The 16,389-nt window shown below is 63.5% G+C and carries 15 protein-coding genes and 1 pseudogene; 10 read left to right on the forward strand and 6 right to left on the reverse strand.

Translation table 11 applies throughout. The features are described 5' to 3' along the window. Positions 1-89: 89 nt before the first annotated feature. On the forward strand, positions 90-734 hold the full coding sequence (locus C7H84_RS19860; RefSeq protein ID WP_121860396.1) for an FMN-binding negative transcriptional regulator: 645 nt from the start codon (positions 90-92) through the stop codon (positions 732-734). Positions 735-775: 41 nt separating this feature from the next. Here the strand turns inward: C7H84_RS19860 and C7H84_RS19865 are convergent, their stop codons facing one another. Continuing rightward, the gene (locus C7H84_RS19865) at positions 776-1,372 is read right to left on the reverse strand and encodes a thioredoxin family protein (RefSeq protein WP_121860397.1); all 597 of its coding nucleotides are present in this window, start codon (positions 1,370-1,372) and stop codon (positions 776-778) included. A gap of 222 nt (positions 1,373-1,594) precedes the next feature. Here C7H84_RS19865 and C7H84_RS19875 point away from each other — a divergent pair, with 222 nt between their 5' ends. Both C7H84_RS19875 and C7H84_RS19880 read left to right on the forward strand, forming a co-directional pair. Then, the gene (locus C7H84_RS19875; RefSeq protein ID WP_121860398.1) at positions 1,595-2,335 is read left to right on the forward strand and encodes a response regulator; all 741 of its coding nucleotides are present in this window, start codon (positions 1,595-1,597) and stop codon (positions 2,333-2,335) included. Beyond that, complete coding sequence (locus C7H84_RS19880; protein ID WP_121860399.1) at positions 2,332-3,654, forward strand: ATP-binding protein; 1,323 nt, start codon at positions 2,332-2,334, stop codon at positions 3,652-3,654. The genes C7H84_RS19875 and C7H84_RS19880 overlap by 4 nt, the downstream gene beginning before the upstream one ends. Positions 3,655-3,671: 17 nt before the next feature. On the opposite strand, the gene C7H84_RS19885 is transcribed toward C7H84_RS19880, so the two are convergent. The 3 genes from C7H84_RS19885 to C7H84_RS19895 all read right to left on the reverse strand — a co-directional run bounded on the left by C7H84_RS19885 (position 3,672) and on the right by C7H84_RS19895 (position 5,739). Then, positions 3,672-4,406 carry a metallophosphoesterase family protein gene (locus C7H84_RS19885; RefSeq protein WP_121860400.1) on the reverse strand — a complete coding sequence of 245 codons (735 nt, stop codon included), beginning with the start codon at positions 4,404-4,406 and terminating at the stop codon, positions 3,672-3,674. Positions 4,407-4,527: 121 nt separating this feature from the next. After that, complete coding sequence (locus C7H84_RS19890) at positions 4,528-5,064, reverse strand: GNAT family N-acetyltransferase (protein ID WP_121860429.1); 537 nt, start codon at positions 5,062-5,064, stop codon at positions 4,528-4,530. 42 nt (positions 5,065-5,106) lie between these two features. Further along, positions 5,107-5,739, reverse strand: coding sequence for a LysE family translocator (locus tag C7H84_RS19895; protein ID WP_121860401.1), 633 nt, complete (start codon positions 5,737-5,739; stop codon positions 5,107-5,109). Between the two features lie 325 nt (positions 5,740-6,064). On the opposite strand from C7H84_RS19895, the gene C7H84_RS19900 reads away from it, so the two are divergent. From C7H84_RS19900 to C7H84_RS19910, 3 genes and pseudogenes are all read left to right on the forward strand, one after another. After that, positions 6,065-7,258, forward strand: coding sequence for a porin (locus C7H84_RS19900; protein WP_121860402.1), 1,194 nt, complete (start codon positions 6,065-6,067; stop codon positions 7,256-7,258). 15 nt (positions 7,259-7,273) lie between these two features. After that, a pseudogene (locus tag C7H84_RS37195) lies at positions 7,274-7,417 on the forward strand (aldehyde-activating protein); the annotation flags it as partial. A 551-nt stretch (positions 7,418-7,968) separates the two neighbouring features. After that, complete coding sequence (locus tag C7H84_RS19910) at positions 7,969-9,891, forward strand: SMP-30/gluconolactonase/LRE family protein (protein ID WP_121860403.1); 1,923 nt, start codon at positions 7,969-7,971, stop codon at positions 9,889-9,891. A gap of 28 nt (positions 9,892-9,919) precedes the next feature. Here C7H84_RS19910 and C7H84_RS19915 read toward each other — a convergent pair whose 3' ends face one another. After that, the gene (locus C7H84_RS19915) at positions 9,920-12,112 is read right to left on the reverse strand and encodes a TonB-dependent siderophore receptor (protein ID WP_121860404.1); all 2,193 of its coding nucleotides are present in this window, start codon (positions 12,110-12,112) and stop codon (positions 9,920-9,922) included. 499 nt (positions 12,113-12,611) lie between these two features. Here C7H84_RS19915 and C7H84_RS19920 point away from each other — a divergent pair, with 499 nt between their 5' ends. The 4 genes from C7H84_RS19920 (at position 12,612) to C7H84_RS36485 (ending at position 15,623) form a co-directional block, all read left to right on the forward strand. After that, positions 12,612-13,349, forward strand: a complete 738-nt coding sequence (locus C7H84_RS19920; protein WP_276208409.1) for a hypothetical protein — start codon at positions 12,612-12,614, stop codon at positions 13,347-13,349. Positions 13,350-13,644: 295 nt separating this feature from the next. Beyond that, entirely contained in the window at positions 13,645-14,556 is a 912-nt protein-coding gene (locus C7H84_RS19925) for a hypothetical protein (RefSeq protein ID WP_121860405.1), read from the forward strand. 135 nt (positions 14,557-14,691) lie between these two features. Further along, positions 14,692-15,054, forward strand: a complete 363-nt coding sequence (locus C7H84_RS36480; RefSeq protein WP_162999324.1) for a hypothetical protein — start codon at positions 14,692-14,694, stop codon at positions 15,052-15,054. 104 nt (positions 15,055-15,158) lie between these two features. After that, positions 15,159-15,623 (forward strand): hypothetical protein, encoded by a 465-nt coding sequence (locus tag C7H84_RS36485; protein ID WP_162999325.1) that lies wholly within the window; start codon positions 15,159-15,161, stop codon positions 15,621-15,623. A 4-nt stretch (positions 15,624-15,627) separates the two neighbouring features. On the opposite strand, the gene C7H84_RS36490 is transcribed toward C7H84_RS36485, so the two are convergent. Next, positions 15,628-16,068: a hypothetical protein gene (locus tag C7H84_RS36490; RefSeq protein ID WP_162999326.1), complete on the reverse strand. Its 441-nt coding sequence runs from the start codon at positions 16,066-16,068 to the stop codon at positions 15,628-15,630. Positions 16,069-16,389 lie beyond the last annotated feature (321 nt).

The raw sequence follows: 16,389 nt of genomic DNA on the forward strand, positions 1-16,389 counted from the left end.
AGCATAAACCAGTTAGCGATCACAATCGGGGCATGACGCGCCCGCTCCGGACGCGTTTCCCCTAAAACCTGCCCGACCGTGGAGCCGCCATGTATGTCCCCGCCGATTTCGCCGAATCCCGCCCCGATGTGCTGCGCGAACTGATCGTCCAGCATCCGTTCGGCAGCCTGATCACGCACGGGGAGAGCGGGCTCGACGCGAACCATATTCCGTTCGAACTGCTGCCGGCTGACGGCGGCCTCGGCGAGCTGCATGCGCACGTCGCGCGCGCGAATCCGGTCTGGCAGGCGGTCCAGAACGGCGACGAGGTGCTCGTGATCTTCCGCGCCGGCGACGCCTACATCTCGCCGAACTGGTATCCGAGCAAGCACGTCGCGCATCGGCAGGTGCCGACGTGGAACTACGTGGTCGTGCACGCGCACGGCCGCATCACGGTGCGCGACGACGAGAAGTTCGTGCGCGGTGTGGTCGCGCGGCTCACGCGCACGCACGAGGCGTCGCAGCCGGTGCCGTGGAAGATGGCCGATGCGCCGAAGGACTATCTCGACACGATGCTGCAGTCGATCGTCGGGCTGCAGATCGAGATCACGCGGCTCGTCGGCAAGCGCAAGCTTGGGCAGAACAAGGCGGTCGACGACATCCGCGGCGCCGGCGACGGGCTGATCGCGGAAGGCCATCTCGCGATCGGCGAGGCGATGCTGGCGGAGGCCGAAGCGAAGCGGAAGCAAGGCTGATGAATCGCGCGGGGCGCATGCCGCGGCCCCGCCGGCGCACGCTACTGCGTACGCGTCGCGCCCTTCATCCCGTTCGCGCCTGCGGCCGCCTGTGCCTGCGCCAGCGCCCCCCGAATCGCGGCCTCCGTCTTGTCATACCCGCCTTCGCCATACCGCGTATAGACGACCTTCCCGTTCGCGTCGATCAGGTACAGCGCGGGCCAGTACTGGTTGCCGTACGCGCGCCACGTGTCGTAGCGGTTGTCCTGCGCGACCGGATACTGGATCCCGAAGCGCTTGAGCGCATCGGCGACGTTCTTCGCGTCGCGCTCGAACGGATATTCGGGCGTATGCACGCCGACCACCACGAGCCCCTGGTCGTGATACTTCCGGTACCAGTCGTTCACGTACGGAATCGTATGAATGCAGTTGATGCACGAGTACGTCCAGAAATCGACCAGCACGACCTTGCCGCGCAGCTGGTCGAGCTTGAGCGGCGCGCTGTTGTGCCAGCGTTCGATGCCGGTGAAGTCGGGCGCCGGTGTGCCTTCCAGCGACGCGGTCATGCCCGCGTCGTCGCGGGTGCCGGCGAACGCGGCGAGCCCGGCCGTGGCGGCGAGGGCGAGCACGAGGGCGGCGGTCTTGAATCGGGGCAGCATGGCGGTTCTCCGGGTGGGCCGGCCGCCGCGCGAGTGCGTCGGCCGGACAGGTTTCGACAGCCCTCATTGGGCCGCGCCGACGTATCTGCGATGTGTCCGGCCGGCCGCGCGTGTGCAATGTTGTGTGTCGCCATGGCGGCGCGATACATTGGGATACAAACGCGGGCCGGCTGTGCGGTATAAAAGCGGACATCGCCTGCGGCAACATCACGACACCGACTCATGGACAAGACCGACCACGTACTCATCGTCGACGACGATCGCGCGATCCGCGAGCTGATCGCGGATTACCTCGAGAAGAACGGCATGCGCGTGTCGCTCGCCGCGAACGGCCGCGAGATGCGCAACGTGCTCGACGACGGCGCGCCCGACCTGATCGTGCTCGACCTGATGCTGCCCGGCGAGGACGGCCTCACGCTGTGCCGCGACCTGCGCGCCGGCCGGTTCCGTACGGTGCCGGTGCTGATGCTGACCGCGCGCGGCGAGGAAACCGACCGCATCATCGGCCTCGAGATGGGCGCCGACGACTATCTCGCGAAGCCGTTCGCGGTGCGCGAGCTGCTCGCGCGGATCCGCTCGGTGCTGCGGCGCGCGCGGATGCTGCCGCCCGGCATGCAGGTAACGGAAACGGCCGCGATGCTCGCGTTCGGCGAATGGCGGCTCGACACGACGGGGCGGCACCTGCTCGACACCGAAGGCACGCTGGTCGCGCTGAGTGGCGCCGAATACCGGCTGCTGCGCGTGTTCCTCGACAATCCGCAGCGCGTGCTGACGCGCGACCAGTTGCTCAACCTCACGCAGGGCCGGCAGTCCGATCCGTTCGACCGGTCGATCGACCTGCTGGTGAGCCGGCTGCGCCAGCGGCTGCGCGACGGCGCGCGCGAGCCGCGCTACATCAAGACGCTGCGCAACGAGGGCTACGTGTTCTCGTCGGCGGTGACCTCGGTGGAAGGCGACGCATGAGCGCGCGCACGCCGTGGCACTGGCCGCGCTCGCTGTTCGCGCGGCTCGCGCTGATCCTGTGCGTGGGCCTCGCGCTCGCGCAGACGCTGTCGTTCTGGCTCACCGTGATGGAGCGCGACCAGGCGACCACCAACCTGATGATGGGCTACATCGAGCGCGAGGTCGCGAGCTCGGTCGCGCTGCTCGATCATCTGCCGCCGGAGCAGCGCGCTGCGTGGCTGCCGCGTCTCGCACGGCGCAGCTACGCGTTCATCCTCGGGCCCGGCGAAACCGGCACGCCGCCGGAGGCGCGGCTGTCGGCGCGCGTCGAGCGCTCGATCTCGGACGGCATCGGCGGCGACTATCCGCTGACCGCGAACGCAATCCCCGGCGATCGCGAGCATCTGCAGGTGCACCTGCGCCTGACCGACGGCTCGCCGCTAACGATCGACATTCACCCGATGTCGACGGTGCCGCTGTCGGGCTGGCTGCCGGCCGTGCTCGCGCTGCAGCTCGCGGTGCTGGCCGCGTGCTGCTGGCTCGCGGTGCGGCTCGCGACACGGCCGCTCAAGCAGCTCGCGCAGGCCGCCGACGCGCTCGGCCCCGACCTGAAGGGCGAACGCCTGAGCGAGGAGGGGCCGTCGGAAGTCGCGCGTGCCGCGCGGGCGTTCAACGCGATGCAGGACCGCATCGCGCAGTACATGGCGGAGCGCATGCAGATCCTTGCGTCGATCTCGCACGATCTGCAGACGCCGATCACGCGGATGCGGTTGCGCGTCGACGTGATGGACGACGACACGCAGGGCGCGAAGATGCGCCAGGACCTGATCGAGATGGAACATCTCGTGAAGGAGGGCGTCGCGTATGCACGCACGCTGCACGGCACGGAAGAGGCCGCGCGCCGCATCGACCTCGATGCGCTGCTCGACAGCATCGTATGCGACTACACGGATGCGGGGCAGGACGTCGCGCTGCACAGCGGCGGCCCGCTCGCGCTCGTCACGCGGCCGAAGGCACTGCGCCGGATCGTCGGCAACCTCGTCGACAACGCGCTGAAGTTCGCGGGCGCGGCCGAGATCGACGTGCAGGCGGCGCCGGGCGGCGGCGCGGTCATCGCGGTGCTCGACCGCGGGCCCGGCATTCCGGACGATCAGCTCGATGCGGTGTTCGAACCGTTCCGGCGCGTGGAAACGTCGCGCAATCGCGAGACGGGCGGGACGGGGCTCGGCCTCGCGATCGCGCGGCAACTCGCGCTCGCGATGGGCGGCACGCTCACGTTGCGCAACCGGGTGGATGGCGGCGGCCTCGAAGCGCGCTTGACGCTGGCGAATGCGGGGTGACGGCGCGTGACGCTGCGTCAGCACCGGCCGGTGCGCAGCGCGACGGTCCAGTCGTCGCGCCCGCGTGATGCCGCGGTGGCGGCAGCCGTGTGCCAGTCGTATTCGACCGCATGGAACTCCGCGTGCCAGCCGGCGGGCGTGCGCGACACCATCGCGTAGCGCGCATGCGGCGAGCCGGTTTCGATCCGGTGCGGATGCGGTTGATCGTCCGTGTACGCCTGCAGCCCGACGCTGCCCGGATTGACGATCAGCCGGCCGTCGTCGAGCTGCGCGCTGCGCGGCACATGCGTGTGGCCGCACAGGATCAGCGATGCCGGCTCGTCGCCCGCACGTTGCGCGATTTCATCGCGAGTTGCCGCGCGGCAGCCGTCGGGCGTCACCGTTTCGAGAAAGTAGACGAGGTCGCTGGCGGGCGTGCCGTGCACCATCAGCACGTCGTCGTCGAGCGTCAGGCGTTCGGGCAGCGCGGCGAGCCACGCGCGATGCGCGTCGTGCAGCGTGTCGTGCGCCCAGCGGTCGGACAGGCGCATCGTGTCGCGCTCGCTGGTCAGCAACTGCCGCTCGTGATTGCCCTTGATGGTCGGCAGGTCGAGCGCGATCAGGCGGTCGGCCGTTTCGGCCGGGTGCAGTGCGCCCGATACGATGTCGCCGAGATTGACGATCAGGTCGGCGCCGCGGCGGCGCACGTCGTCGAGCACCGCGTCGAGCGCGGCGAGGTTGCCGTGGATGTCGGACAGCGCGGCGATTTTCATGACGAAGGAGTCGAGGCGGGGAACGGCGATTGTCGCGAATTCGGCGTGCGTCGTCCAATCGTGTCGACGGCGGCGCGTTCGCGGCGCGCGTCGAGCGCCGGTTCGTCTGCCGGCCGGCGCTTCAGTCGGTCGCGATGCGTGCGTACATCGCAAAGTCACCCGGCACGCCGCGCACCATTCTGTATGCGCGCAGCAAGCCTTCGTACCGGTAGCCGCATTTCTGCAGCACGCGTTCAGAGCCGACGTTGCTGGTCAGTACGACGCCCTGCAGGCGCATGAAGCCGCCTTCGGCGAGCGCCCACGCGGTGACGCTCGCGCACAGCGCGCTCGCGATGCCGCGGCCCCAGTACGGCGGCGCAAGATCGTACGCAATTTCCGCCGAGCGGTTCGCCGTCGAGACCGTATGCAGCCCGATCGTGCCGGCGAGCGCGCCCGATGCGTCGTCGACGATCGCGAGACGGCGGATCGAATCCGGATGAGCCGATTCGATACCATCGAACAGCGGCCGCAGATCGTCGCGCGAACGCAGGTTCCAGCTCGTGTGGCGAACGACGTCCGGGTTCGACAGGTACGCGTACCACGCGTCGAGATCCGCGCGGTCGAGCTGGCGGAGCGACAGGCCAGGAAAGCCGGAGCGGGGCGGCGCGTCGACTCTCATCGCGCCGCCGTTGCGAGCGATGCGACGCACATGCCGACGCGCCTACGCAGCATGACGCCGATACAGCGCAAGCGAACCGGCCAGCGCGAGCAGCATCGCGCCGCACGTGCGTTCGAGCCACAGCGCGCCCGCGCGCTTGAGCAGCCGCACCGCGCGTGCGCCGAGCAGCGCGTAGCCGAACATCACCGCACCGTCGAGCAGCGCGAACGTGACGGCGAGCGCGACGTATTGCGGCGCGAGCGCCGCTGACGGATCGAGGAACTGCGGCAGGAACGCGGAGAAGAACAGATAGCCCTTCGGATTCGTCACCGCGGTGAGGAAGCTCTTCGCGAAGATCGACGCGTTGCGCTCGGGCGCCCCGCCACCGTGCGCGGCGGCAACGTCCAGCGAGCCCTTCGACGTGAGCAGCCGGACGCCGACATACGCGAGATAGGCGGCGCCGAGCCATTTCACGACCGAGAACCAGAACGCCGACGCCATCAGCAGCGCGCCGAGGCCGAGCGCGACCGCGACGATGAGCACGAAGTCGGACAGCATTGCGCCGGCGAAGCCGTAGGCCGCGCGGCGCACGCCGTAGCGCGAGCCGTTGGTCAGCGCGAGCAGCACGGTCGGGCCGGGCGTCGCGATTCCGACGAACGCGACGGCGGCGAAGATCAGCAGGGTCGTTTGATGCATGACGAAGGCTCCCGTGGCAGGTGCGCGCTCGATTATCGGGCGCGCGTCGCCGCGCTGTACAGCGTCGTTCGCCGCGCGGCCGATTATCTCGAATTCGGCAAGAAGCTGTTTTCATTATTGCGCTATCGACCGGAACCGGTTCCAACTACCATGGCGGCCGCGGCGGGAATGCCTGCCGTGACGCCGCGCGCGCGTATCGCACGCGTGCATTCCCGCGTGCGGCGCGCCGCCGGCCTTGCCATACCGAGCACGGCGAATCTCGCCGACCGTACGCGTTACTCGCCTAGAACAACGGGTTCATCGCCCGGAGAGACGCTAAACAACCATGAACAAGCAACTGATCGCAGCACCGCTGCTGCTCTCGCTCGCGGGCATCGCGGCCGCGCAAAGCTCCGTCACGCTGTACGGCATCGTCGACGCGGGCGTGACCTATCGCAGCAACGAACGGGTCGGCTCGCCGGGCGCGTACACCGGGCATTCGGACGTCGGCCTGACGACCGGCAACCTGTCCGGCAGCCGCTGGGGCATCAAGGGTGCCGAGGATCTCGGCGGCGGGATGCGCGCGCTGTTCGTGCTCGAGAACGGCTTCGACATCACCAACGGCACGTCGGGCCAGGGTGGTCGGCAGTTCGGCCGCCAGGCGTTCGTCGGCGTCGGCAGCGACCGCTACGGCACGATCACGCTCGGCCGCCAGTACACGTCGCTCGACGACTTCGTGAGCCCGGTCGGCCCGTCGTCGTTCATCGGCGGCTTCGGCGCGCACCCGGGCGACATCGACGATCTCGACCAGACCGCGCGTGTCGACAGCTCGATCAAGTACACGAGCGCGAACTACGCGGGCTTCACGTTCGGCGCGTTGTACGGCTTCGGCAGCCAGCCGGGCAGCATGAAGCAGCGCAACACCTGGAGCGTCGGCGCGGCGTACGCGGCCGGGCCGCTGCGCGTGGGCGTCGGCTACGAGCGTTCGGACAACAGCAAGACCGGCGCGACCGATCCGACCGCCGGCAAGTGGCAAAGCACTGACGACGGCCTGTTCAACTCGTCGATCAACGAAGGCTATGCAAGCGCGCAGTCGCAGCAGATCATCGCGACCGGCGCGACGTACGACTTCGGCCCGGCTGTCGTCGGCGTGAACTACAGCAACGTGCAGTATCGCAGCGGCGCGCAGTCGCTGTTCAGCGGCCACGCGACCTTCAACGTCGCGGGCGTGTTCACGCGCTGGAACGTGCAGCCGCAGACGCAACTGTTCGCCGGCTACAGCTACACGCGCGGCAGCGACGTCGACGGCATCGACAACCGCGCGCAGTATCACAACGTGACGCTCGGCGCGGTCTACGACCTGTCGAAGCGCACCAGTGTGTACTTGCTCGGCGCGTACCAGCATGCGTCGGGCACGACGCTCGATGCACGCGGCCGGCCGGTGGCCGCGACGGCGTCGGTGTCGGACAAGGCGAACGGCCATTCGTCCGACTCGCGCTCGCAAGCGATCGTGAGCCTCGGGCTGCGGCAGAAGTTCTGACGCGCGCGATCGGCTGCAGGTGCCCGCGGCGGGCACCTGCCCGACGATCTGCGGCCGACGATGCATCAGGTCTACCGGCAGCGCGCGATCGACATCGTCGATGCGCTGCCCAATTACCGCGACGGCCGGGACGGCCCGACGTTCGACCGCGCGAGCTGACCTGAACCGGCCGGCACGCCCCGCGAGCGGGCGGCCTTTTCCATTTGCCGTTGGTGGTCCGTCCATCACCGCCGGCACGGCACTTCGTCATCCTTATCCTCTCGCTCTCGCCACGGCATTCCGCCGCGCGTCGCCTTATTTCACTTCTTCACGATTGGCCGCGGCATTTCGGCACGCAATCTGCGCGCTCGATTCCGCAATGCAGCATGCGCCGGATAATATTTTTTCTCTTTCATTTCAATTTCGATTTGTAATCATTGAATCGCTTGGACGGCAATGAAACTCGATGCGTGCACATCAGAAAAAATGACGTAATTGCATTGGGGAAATCCGGAACAAAATTCCGAAGCCGTCAGCGCGCGACAGCACCATATGGCGGCGAACCATCATGCTGATCCCGGAATGCACAATCGATGGTCAACCCGCGTCGCGCTGTAAAAGAACGTAATGGGAAATTCGTGGCGGCATTGAACCGGTTTTTACAGAAATCACCGATATTTCACACGCGTCGAATTAGAGTATCGACAAACGATCGTCCGGGAGCATCATTCATGTTATCGAAACAAATTCGCTCGGCATTGCTTGGATTGGGCATTGCAATGCTGGCGGCGGTCACTCCCGCACATGCGCAATACACGACCGACTGGCTCGCGAACACGTTCGGCACGCTGGCCGCGCATGTCGGCAACGGCGCGCGCTCGCTGTGGGTCGCGCCCGAGGGCGTGGTCTACACGTCGTCGCGCTGGGACGAGAACGCGGGCGGCGTCGCGATCTACCAGAACGGGCAGACGCTCGGCACGATCGGCATCCACGACGAATTCCAGGGCGGCGCGATCACCGGCAACGCGAACTCGCTGTTCGTCGCGCTCGGTTACAACCGCACGTTCGGCAGCGGCTCGGTCGGCCGCTACAACCGCAGCACCAACCAGCGCGACCTGCGCATTCCGGTCAGCACGTGGACGGGCATCCAGTACGCAGACGTGATCACCGGTCTCGCGACGACCGGCAACCTGCTGTACGTGAGCGACTTCTACGGCAACCGCGTGCGCGTCTACACGACCGACGGCGTGTGGCAGCGCGACATCGGCGTATCGGGGCCGGGCGCGCTCGCGCTGGATGCGGCCGGCAACCTGTGGGTCGCGCGCAAGAGCGCCGGCGTCGTCGCGCAGTTCAGCCCGACGGGCACCGCGATGAACACGATCCAGATGGCGGCGCGTGCGCGGCCGGCGTCGCTGTATTTCGATGCGCCGAGCGGGCAGCTGCTGGTGGGCGACGAAGGCCCCGACATGAACATCAAGATCTACGCGCTCGTGGGCCAGCCGGTGCAGGTCGGCACGTTCGGCGTGCAGGGCGGTTATCTCGACACGACGTCGGGCATCAAGGGGCAGGTGGGCGACAAGCGCTTCACGCGCGTCGCCGGCATCGGCAAGGATGCGGCGGGCAACCTGTACGTGCTGAACAACGCGTGGGGCGGCGGCTGGGATCTCGGGCGCAACGGCAGCACCGACCTGCATTCATACAGCCCGACGGGCGCGCTGCAATGGAAGCTGCAGGCGCTGAACTTCGAGGCGGCGGCCGCGCCCGACCCGGCGACCGACGGCGCGTTCTTCTACAGCGGCAACAACGTCTATACCGGCACGGCGGGCGGCACGTTCGTCGCGAGCACGATCGATCCGTTCACCTATCCGAAGGACCCGCGCCTCGACATGAACGACTATCAGCGCGGCCAGCATTTTGGCCAGCTCGCGCTGGTGAACGGCACGCGGATGCTGGTCGCGACCGGGCAGAACCCGGGCAACTACAACCTCTATCACTTCAACAGCGCGAGCGGCTATATCGCGATTCCGGACGGCTCGATCCCCGGCAAGCCGTTCAACACGACGCTGCAGGTGACGGCCGGCTTCTCGCTCGACGACAACGGCGACGTCTGGGCCGGGCTCGATCGCACCAACAACATCTCGCACTATCCGATGACGGGTTTCGACGCGAACGGGAAACCGACGTGGGGCAAGCCGGTGCAGATTCCGATTCCGCGCACCGTGCTGCCGCTCACGCGGATCATCTACCAGGCCGACAGCGACACGATGATCCTCGCGCAAGGCATTTCGGGCAGCTGGGACTGGACCGCGATGAACGGTCACATCGAGGTCTATCGCGGCTGGAAGGCCGGCAACACGACCACGCCGAACGTCGCGATCAACCTGACGAGCGCGAATCCGAAATCGATGGCGGCGGCCGGCCACTACCTGTTCGTCGGCTACGTGCACACGGTGCCGAACGTCGACGTGTTCGACCTAAACACCGGCAGCCTCGTCACCACGCTGACGAACTCGAACACGTCGTCGATGGACGTCGGCAACGACGTCGACTCGATGTACGGCATCCGCGCGTACCTGCGCTCCACCGGCGAGTACGTGATCACGAAGGACAACTACAACGGGTCGAGCCTCGTCGTGTATCGCTGGCGTCCGTGATCGTGCATGCGCGCGCCGCAAGCGCCCGTCAGAACGACACCGTCGTCGTCAGCGTCACGAGCCGCGGCTCGCCCACCGCGACGATCAGATTGCTGTTGCTCGACGGGTAGTAGGTCTTGTCGAGCAGGTTCTTCACGTTGAGCTGGATGCGCGTCGGGAACTTGCCGATCGTCGTCTCGTAAGCCGCGAACGCATCGACGCTCACGTAGCCGGGCAGCGTGAAGCTGTTCGCGGTGTCGCCGGGCCGCGCGCCGACGAGCCGCGCCCCGCCGCCGAAGCGCCAGCGGCCGGGCAGGTTCGCGATCGCCGTGTCGTACACCGCGAACAGGCTGCCGGTGTGGCGCGCGACGTTGACGAGCGGCGTGTCGCTGTCGCGATCGTTCGCGTTCGTGTACGCGTAGCTGCCGATCAGGCTCAGATGCCGCGTGAGCTGCCCGGCGACGTCGAGTTCGATCCCGCGCGAGCGCGCGGTGCCGATCGTCGACGTGAGGTCGCCCACCGTGACCGCGACGTTGCGCTTGTCGATCTGATAGGCCGCGAGCGTGCCGGTGATGCCGGGCTTCACGCTGAACTTCAGGCCCGCTTCGAGCACGCGGCCGAACTCCGGCGCGAGCGGCGCCGCGACATTCGACGCGACGTTCGGCTTGAACGAGCGGCTCACGTTCGCATAGGCGGTCAGCGAGGGCGTGAGCGCATACGCGAGCCCGAACTGCGGCAGCCACACGTTGCCGTGCGAGCGGTCGGCGAACGCGAACGGCCGCCCCATTCCGGATTCCTGCTGCCAGTCCTCCCAGCGCAGGCCGCCGACCGCGGTGAGCCGGTCGGTGATCTTCACCGAATCCTGCACGATCATCGAATACGTGTGGACCTTCGAAAGCGAATCGCTCTGCTTCGCGCTCACCGTGCCGCCCGGCGCGAGCAGCCCGTACACGGGATCGTAGAGATCGAAGCCCTTCGTCGCTGCGCCGCGGATCGTGTCGCCGCGGAAGCTGCGCTGCCGCTCGTACTCGCCGCCGATGTACAGCGCGTGGCTCATTCCCGCGAGCGTCAGGTTGCCGAGCAGGCCGAGCGTCGCGATCTGGTCGGAGTCGTTGCGCCCGAGGTTCGCATCGGATGAACGTGCCATCGCACCAGTGGTGCTGTTGAACGCGGTGGCGCGCGTGATGGCTTGATCGTAGCGGTCGCTGCCCCAGCCGTAGGTCGCGCGCACGCGCCAGGCGTCGGAGAAGCGGTGCTCGACGCGTGCCCGCAGCGTTTCCTGGATCCCGCTGCTTTGCGCCCATGCTTCCTCGTAGCGGCGATAGCGCAGCGCATCGTCGGGGCGGCCGTTCACGAGCACGGTGCCGCGATCGAACGGCATCGTGTAGTCGACATACTGGTAGCTGACGTCGATCGACGTGTTCGCATCGTGCCACGACAGCGCGGGCGCGATCAGCGCGTGGCGCTCGCGGCCGAAGCCGCGCCAGTAGCGGCTCGTATCGTAGTCGCCGGTGAGCCGGAACGCGAGCGTGCCGCCCGCGACCTGGCCCGGCTTGCCGAGCGGGCCGGCCAGGTCGAACTGCGCGCTGCTGCCGCCGTGGTTCGTGCGCGAGGCCGAAATCGAGCCGCCGAACGTGTCCTCCGGCTTGCGCGTGACGAGGTTGATCACGCCGCCCGGGTCCTGCATCCCGTACAGCAGCGAAGCCGGGCCCTTCAGCACTTCGACGCGGTCGATCGTCGCGAGATAGCTGTGCAGCACCGGCGTGCGCACGCCATCGACGAGCACCGAGCCGTCGTTGTTCGAGCCGAAACCGCGCTTGATGAACGCGTCGCGCGTGCCGCCGAGCGTGTTGGTCTGCGTGACGCCGCTGATGTTGCCGAGCACGTCGTCGAGCGAGCGCGCCTGCTGGTCCTGCATCACGCTGCTGCTGACCACCGCGACCGATTGCGGAATCTCCTTGAGCGGGCGATCGTCGCCGCCGGCGATGCTGCTGGTGCGCGGTTGATAGCCGACGGTTGGATCGGTGGTTGCCGATGCGTTGACGCTGATCGTCGGCAGTTCGCGCTCGGCTGGTGCGGTCGCGGGCGTGGGCGCTGACGGAGAAGCGGCCGACGATGCCGCCGCGGCCGGTTCGGCATCCGCATGCGCGCCGCTCGCGACGCAAAGGGTGATCAGGGCGGGCAGGCTCGCACGCCACGGGCGCAAGGTCCGCGCGCGGCGGGGCGATCGACGGGATGACATGAATCGGTAAATGATGGAGTGCTAAGGATGAGGGCGCGGGCCGCAGCGCGTTGGCTGCGGAGTTGCGACAGGATGCGCATGATATATGTAATGAGAAGCATTTGCAATTGTGAGGTGGCCGATGCGGACCGGGAATTGCAATATTGTGGCGAAGAACACACAAATTAGCGTCTACTCTCGCCTGGACTGTCAGGCAATCTTTCGCAATGTAATGCGCCGACGTGAGAACCTCGATATCACGGATACGAAGAACAATCAGACGGCCGCATGCGGAGAAAAGGAGGTGATACAGTATTCGTCACTAATACGGAGACCACATGGCTACGAAGAAAACTCCCCAAGTACCGCTCACGCCGCAGCGGGGGAACTTGCCGACGCAAAGGCGTCCTGCGACTGCGGGTGTCACCGGCGGGCAAATGCAACCTATTACGCGCGGTAGTGGAGGAACTCAAGGTGGCGGCGGCAATGGTGGGTCCAAGGGCAACGGATCGAAGTAACGATGACTACCAATATTGGTGACGATGCGGCGGCGGCGGCGGCGGCGGCGGCAGCAGCAGCGGCGGCAGCGGAGGCAGCCGAAGTTGCCGCCACGACTGAGCGGATACGGCTTTACGAACGTTACAAGGAGGATTTGTCGAAACGAGAAATCTCAAATGCTGAAAATCACGATAGATCGATCTTGACGTACTCTGCCGCAGGGCTTGGCTTGTCCCTTAGTCTGTTGAAGGATTTCGTCCCGATCACTCAGGCCAAATATAGTTGGACGCTATATGGGTCGTGGATATTCTTTTGCCTAGCAATTATTTCAGTAATATTGTCCTACCCGCTGAGCCAGAGGGTTATTCGCCTTCAAGACAAGAAGGCTAGACGATACTATCTTGAAAATATTGCTGCCGCATACGATGAGCGCATAAAGCTAGAAAATTTTTCGAATTTCCTCAATCAATGGGTGTCGCCACCGCTGTTTATAATCGCAATCATATTGACAATTTTCTTCGTTTCAATAAATTTGAAAGGTGCAAACATGACGAATGGAAAGATACCCCCCGCCATCGCGCAGGACGGCGTAACAGGCATGCAGATGCAGAAAGTAACTCCGCCTGCGCCAACAGTACAGAAAGGAATAACTGGCACGCCGATGCAGCCGGTTACATCCAGTCAACCTGTCACTCCTTCGTCGCAACAGTCGCAAAGCCAACCGCAGCAAGGTGGGACTTCATCTCAAACCAAGCCTTGATGCTGAGTCTTGAGATTTGTCGCAGCGCCGTCTGCCTGAGGGGAATTAACATGTCGGACAAGAAGACTACGTCAATTCGCACGAACGATGGAATCACTGGGACGCAAATGCAGAAGATAATTTCGCAACGAGAAGACCTTGGAAAGGCACTCACCGGAACGCCAATGCAACCAGTGAAAGTAAATCCTATACCAGCACAGCAATCGTCGGAACAACCGACGCAGACCAATGAGTCTTCGCAAGTGAAGAAATCGAAATAACTGTTTAATCGTCCATCTTTGAATGCAAGGGCCAAATGCAACTGCTACAAGAAATTATCGCTCTGCTGAGTGACAAGGATGGATCGCTGACAGACGCACTGCTGAAAACGAAGGTGCTGATGCACCGCATTGGCCACAAGGAGCTTGCCGAGTGGGTCAACGCCGAACTGAACGGCTACACAGCAAATAGGCCCGTGCCAGATTACCGTACCATTCGAACGCGATTGTATGGCAATGTCTCGAATTTGGCTTGGCGGTATTCCAAAACGCAATTACCAACGGCCCATCTGGAAAACGGAGTGAAGGAAAGGTTTTCGGTGGAAAAACTGCGTCAATCGATCCAAGTACTGGAACAGTTATCGAAATCAGATGGCTCTCTCAGTAGCCCAATTGCTCCCGAGTGGTATCGCACCCTAGCGAAGGGGGCGATCGAATCGAGTTATAGCATTGACAGCGCGTGGGTACAGTTCGAACCGACACAACTCGTTACTGTGCTGATTGAAGTGCGATCTCGCTTACTGGATTTTGCACTCAACCTGCAAGGTGAATTGGGCAACGTAGCGGAGGATGAGATGAAGGAAGCCGCAAAAGATATCGATGCTCCGGCTATGTTTGCGTCAGCGGTATTTGGCGACAACACTACGGTGGTGATCGGCAACAGCAATCAAACCACCGTTACCAACAGTGTTTCGAAGGGAGACTTCGCCGCGCTGAAAAAAGCCTTCAAGGACTCAGGCGTCAACGAAGCTGACGTAGACGAACTGCGAATCGCCGTCAATGCTGACAATCCAGATACCGTAGCCGAGACGAAGCAGTTCGGACCGAAGGTGAAGGCCTGGATGGGGAATATGTCTGAGAAGGCCATCAGTGGTGCGTGGAGCGTCGGAATTGCTGCGGGCGGGAAGTTGCTGGCAGATGTACTTGGAGGCTATTACGGCATTAAGTGATCCGCCGTCGAACCTCGATGCCCTCTCGGCCACGTCCTTGCGGCACATGTTCCCCGTACTTGTACTGATTTGCACGCGATGTCGTGTGTGAACTACTGTTGCGATGGGGAAAGGAACGCCACGGAGACCTATCCAATGAACGATATCGGTCGATCAACGATTGTATTGGCCTTCATGATGGCAATTTCTGTCAATGCGCTTGCAGTGAATCAGATCGGGGCGATCTCTTGCGGAAAATGGGTAGAGGACCACGCAGACAGAAAAAGCTGGCGTACGATTGTCGAGGATGAATGGCTGGCCGGATTCCTATCGGGCGAGGCCGTTTCGCTAGACGTTGACATTCTCGCCAATACGGATCTCACATCACTTGCACTTTGGGTGACAAACTATTGCAAATCGAATCCGCTTTCAGACTCATTTGAAGCGGTATTGGCGCTCGCAAATGAGATTGCCCGAAAAAGGGGCTTGTGCGCGCGGGGGGCGACATGCTCGAAATAGCCGATATCTTAGGAGTGGTCGCACATGACGCTTCCTTGTCGTAGCGCGTCGGTCAGCAGCAGCACCCGTAAGCAGTTCGGCCATGTATTGGGAGTATCAAGTCCATGTCTGAAATCGAATGCAGAAAGATTTTCGAAAGCGCAATTGACTCTCTTTGCGAAGTAGATCGCTATCTATTGCGCGTGGACGCAAGCGAACGAAGTATCAGTCATCGGCTTGCGGTGCATCTGACAAGTCGATTCCCGGATTTCGATGTCGACTGCGAGTACAATCGGGCTGGCTTTGAGGTCAAGCGTCTCGCATTACGAGAGCGAACAGTCCGAGACTATGAACTTGAAGCTGTCACGGTCTTTCCCGATATCGTAGTACACAAACGAGGAAATAACGAATTCAATCTTCTCGTTGCCGAAATGAAGAAGAGTTCATCTAACGTAAGCCACGATTACGACTTTGAGAAGCTTCGCGCATTTGTGCGGGAATTTGGATACAAAAATTCAGTTCATTGTACGATTGGTTACGACCGAAACGGCACGCTCATTAGAGATATCCGGTGGATCGGTGCTGAGTAATTTTCTAACTGGACCAAAGACGTTCAATATACTGATTTGCGTTGGGGACCTTGTGTCGGACACCGAGGGAATCCTCAACCCATAGCGTTTCGAGAAAAAGATCATCGTCTTCAGGGTGGAAATTGACAGTATCATCCTTGTTAAAAATATGTTCGTAACGCTCATGCTCTCCCAAACGCAAACCGCCGTCTTCGCGGGCAAGGTATTCTGCGCTCCACTTTCCGGCTGCATCAGCGCCGCCGATGAGACGAAGAATGACAGGACGTCGCCCTACGTTCACCATAGTGACGACTATTCGATTGGGACCGTAGTTGGATGCCGGAATGAACTTGCTGGAAACACTAAGTCTCGCGCGATCACGAAAAGCAACGTGTGCAGAAATGCACAGACTGACGAATGACACGGCGAATGCTGCGCAAGACATGTATTGGGCGAAAGTTGGCATGGCTTTAGTCTAGTCAACGTCATCGACAGGGTACGCTCAATCTTATCCTGATGCGACGTTTAACTGGCACTGCTGGGATTATCGTTTTTGGCCGTGCCTTCGATGTTCGGTAAGGCAGCCGTAACGGTCGGTCTTTGTAACGGCAAGGACGATGACCTCATCCAGCCTTGGCCGTAAACATAGGTGAACTTGTTCGATTCGAATCGGTTGTACCGTGGCTACATCGCATAATCGGCGGGGGCTACGAGTGGGAGCGCGTGCAAGATGCGCCAGCGTTGACCATAGATGATGCAGCCTTCGCCGTGGACTTTGCAACCAAGT

The organism is Burkholderia sp. Nafp2/4-1b, from assembly GCF_003635165.1.
In the GTDB taxonomy this organism is placed as follows: domain Bacteria; phylum Pseudomonadota; class Gammaproteobacteria; order Burkholderiales; family Burkholderiaceae; genus Burkholderia.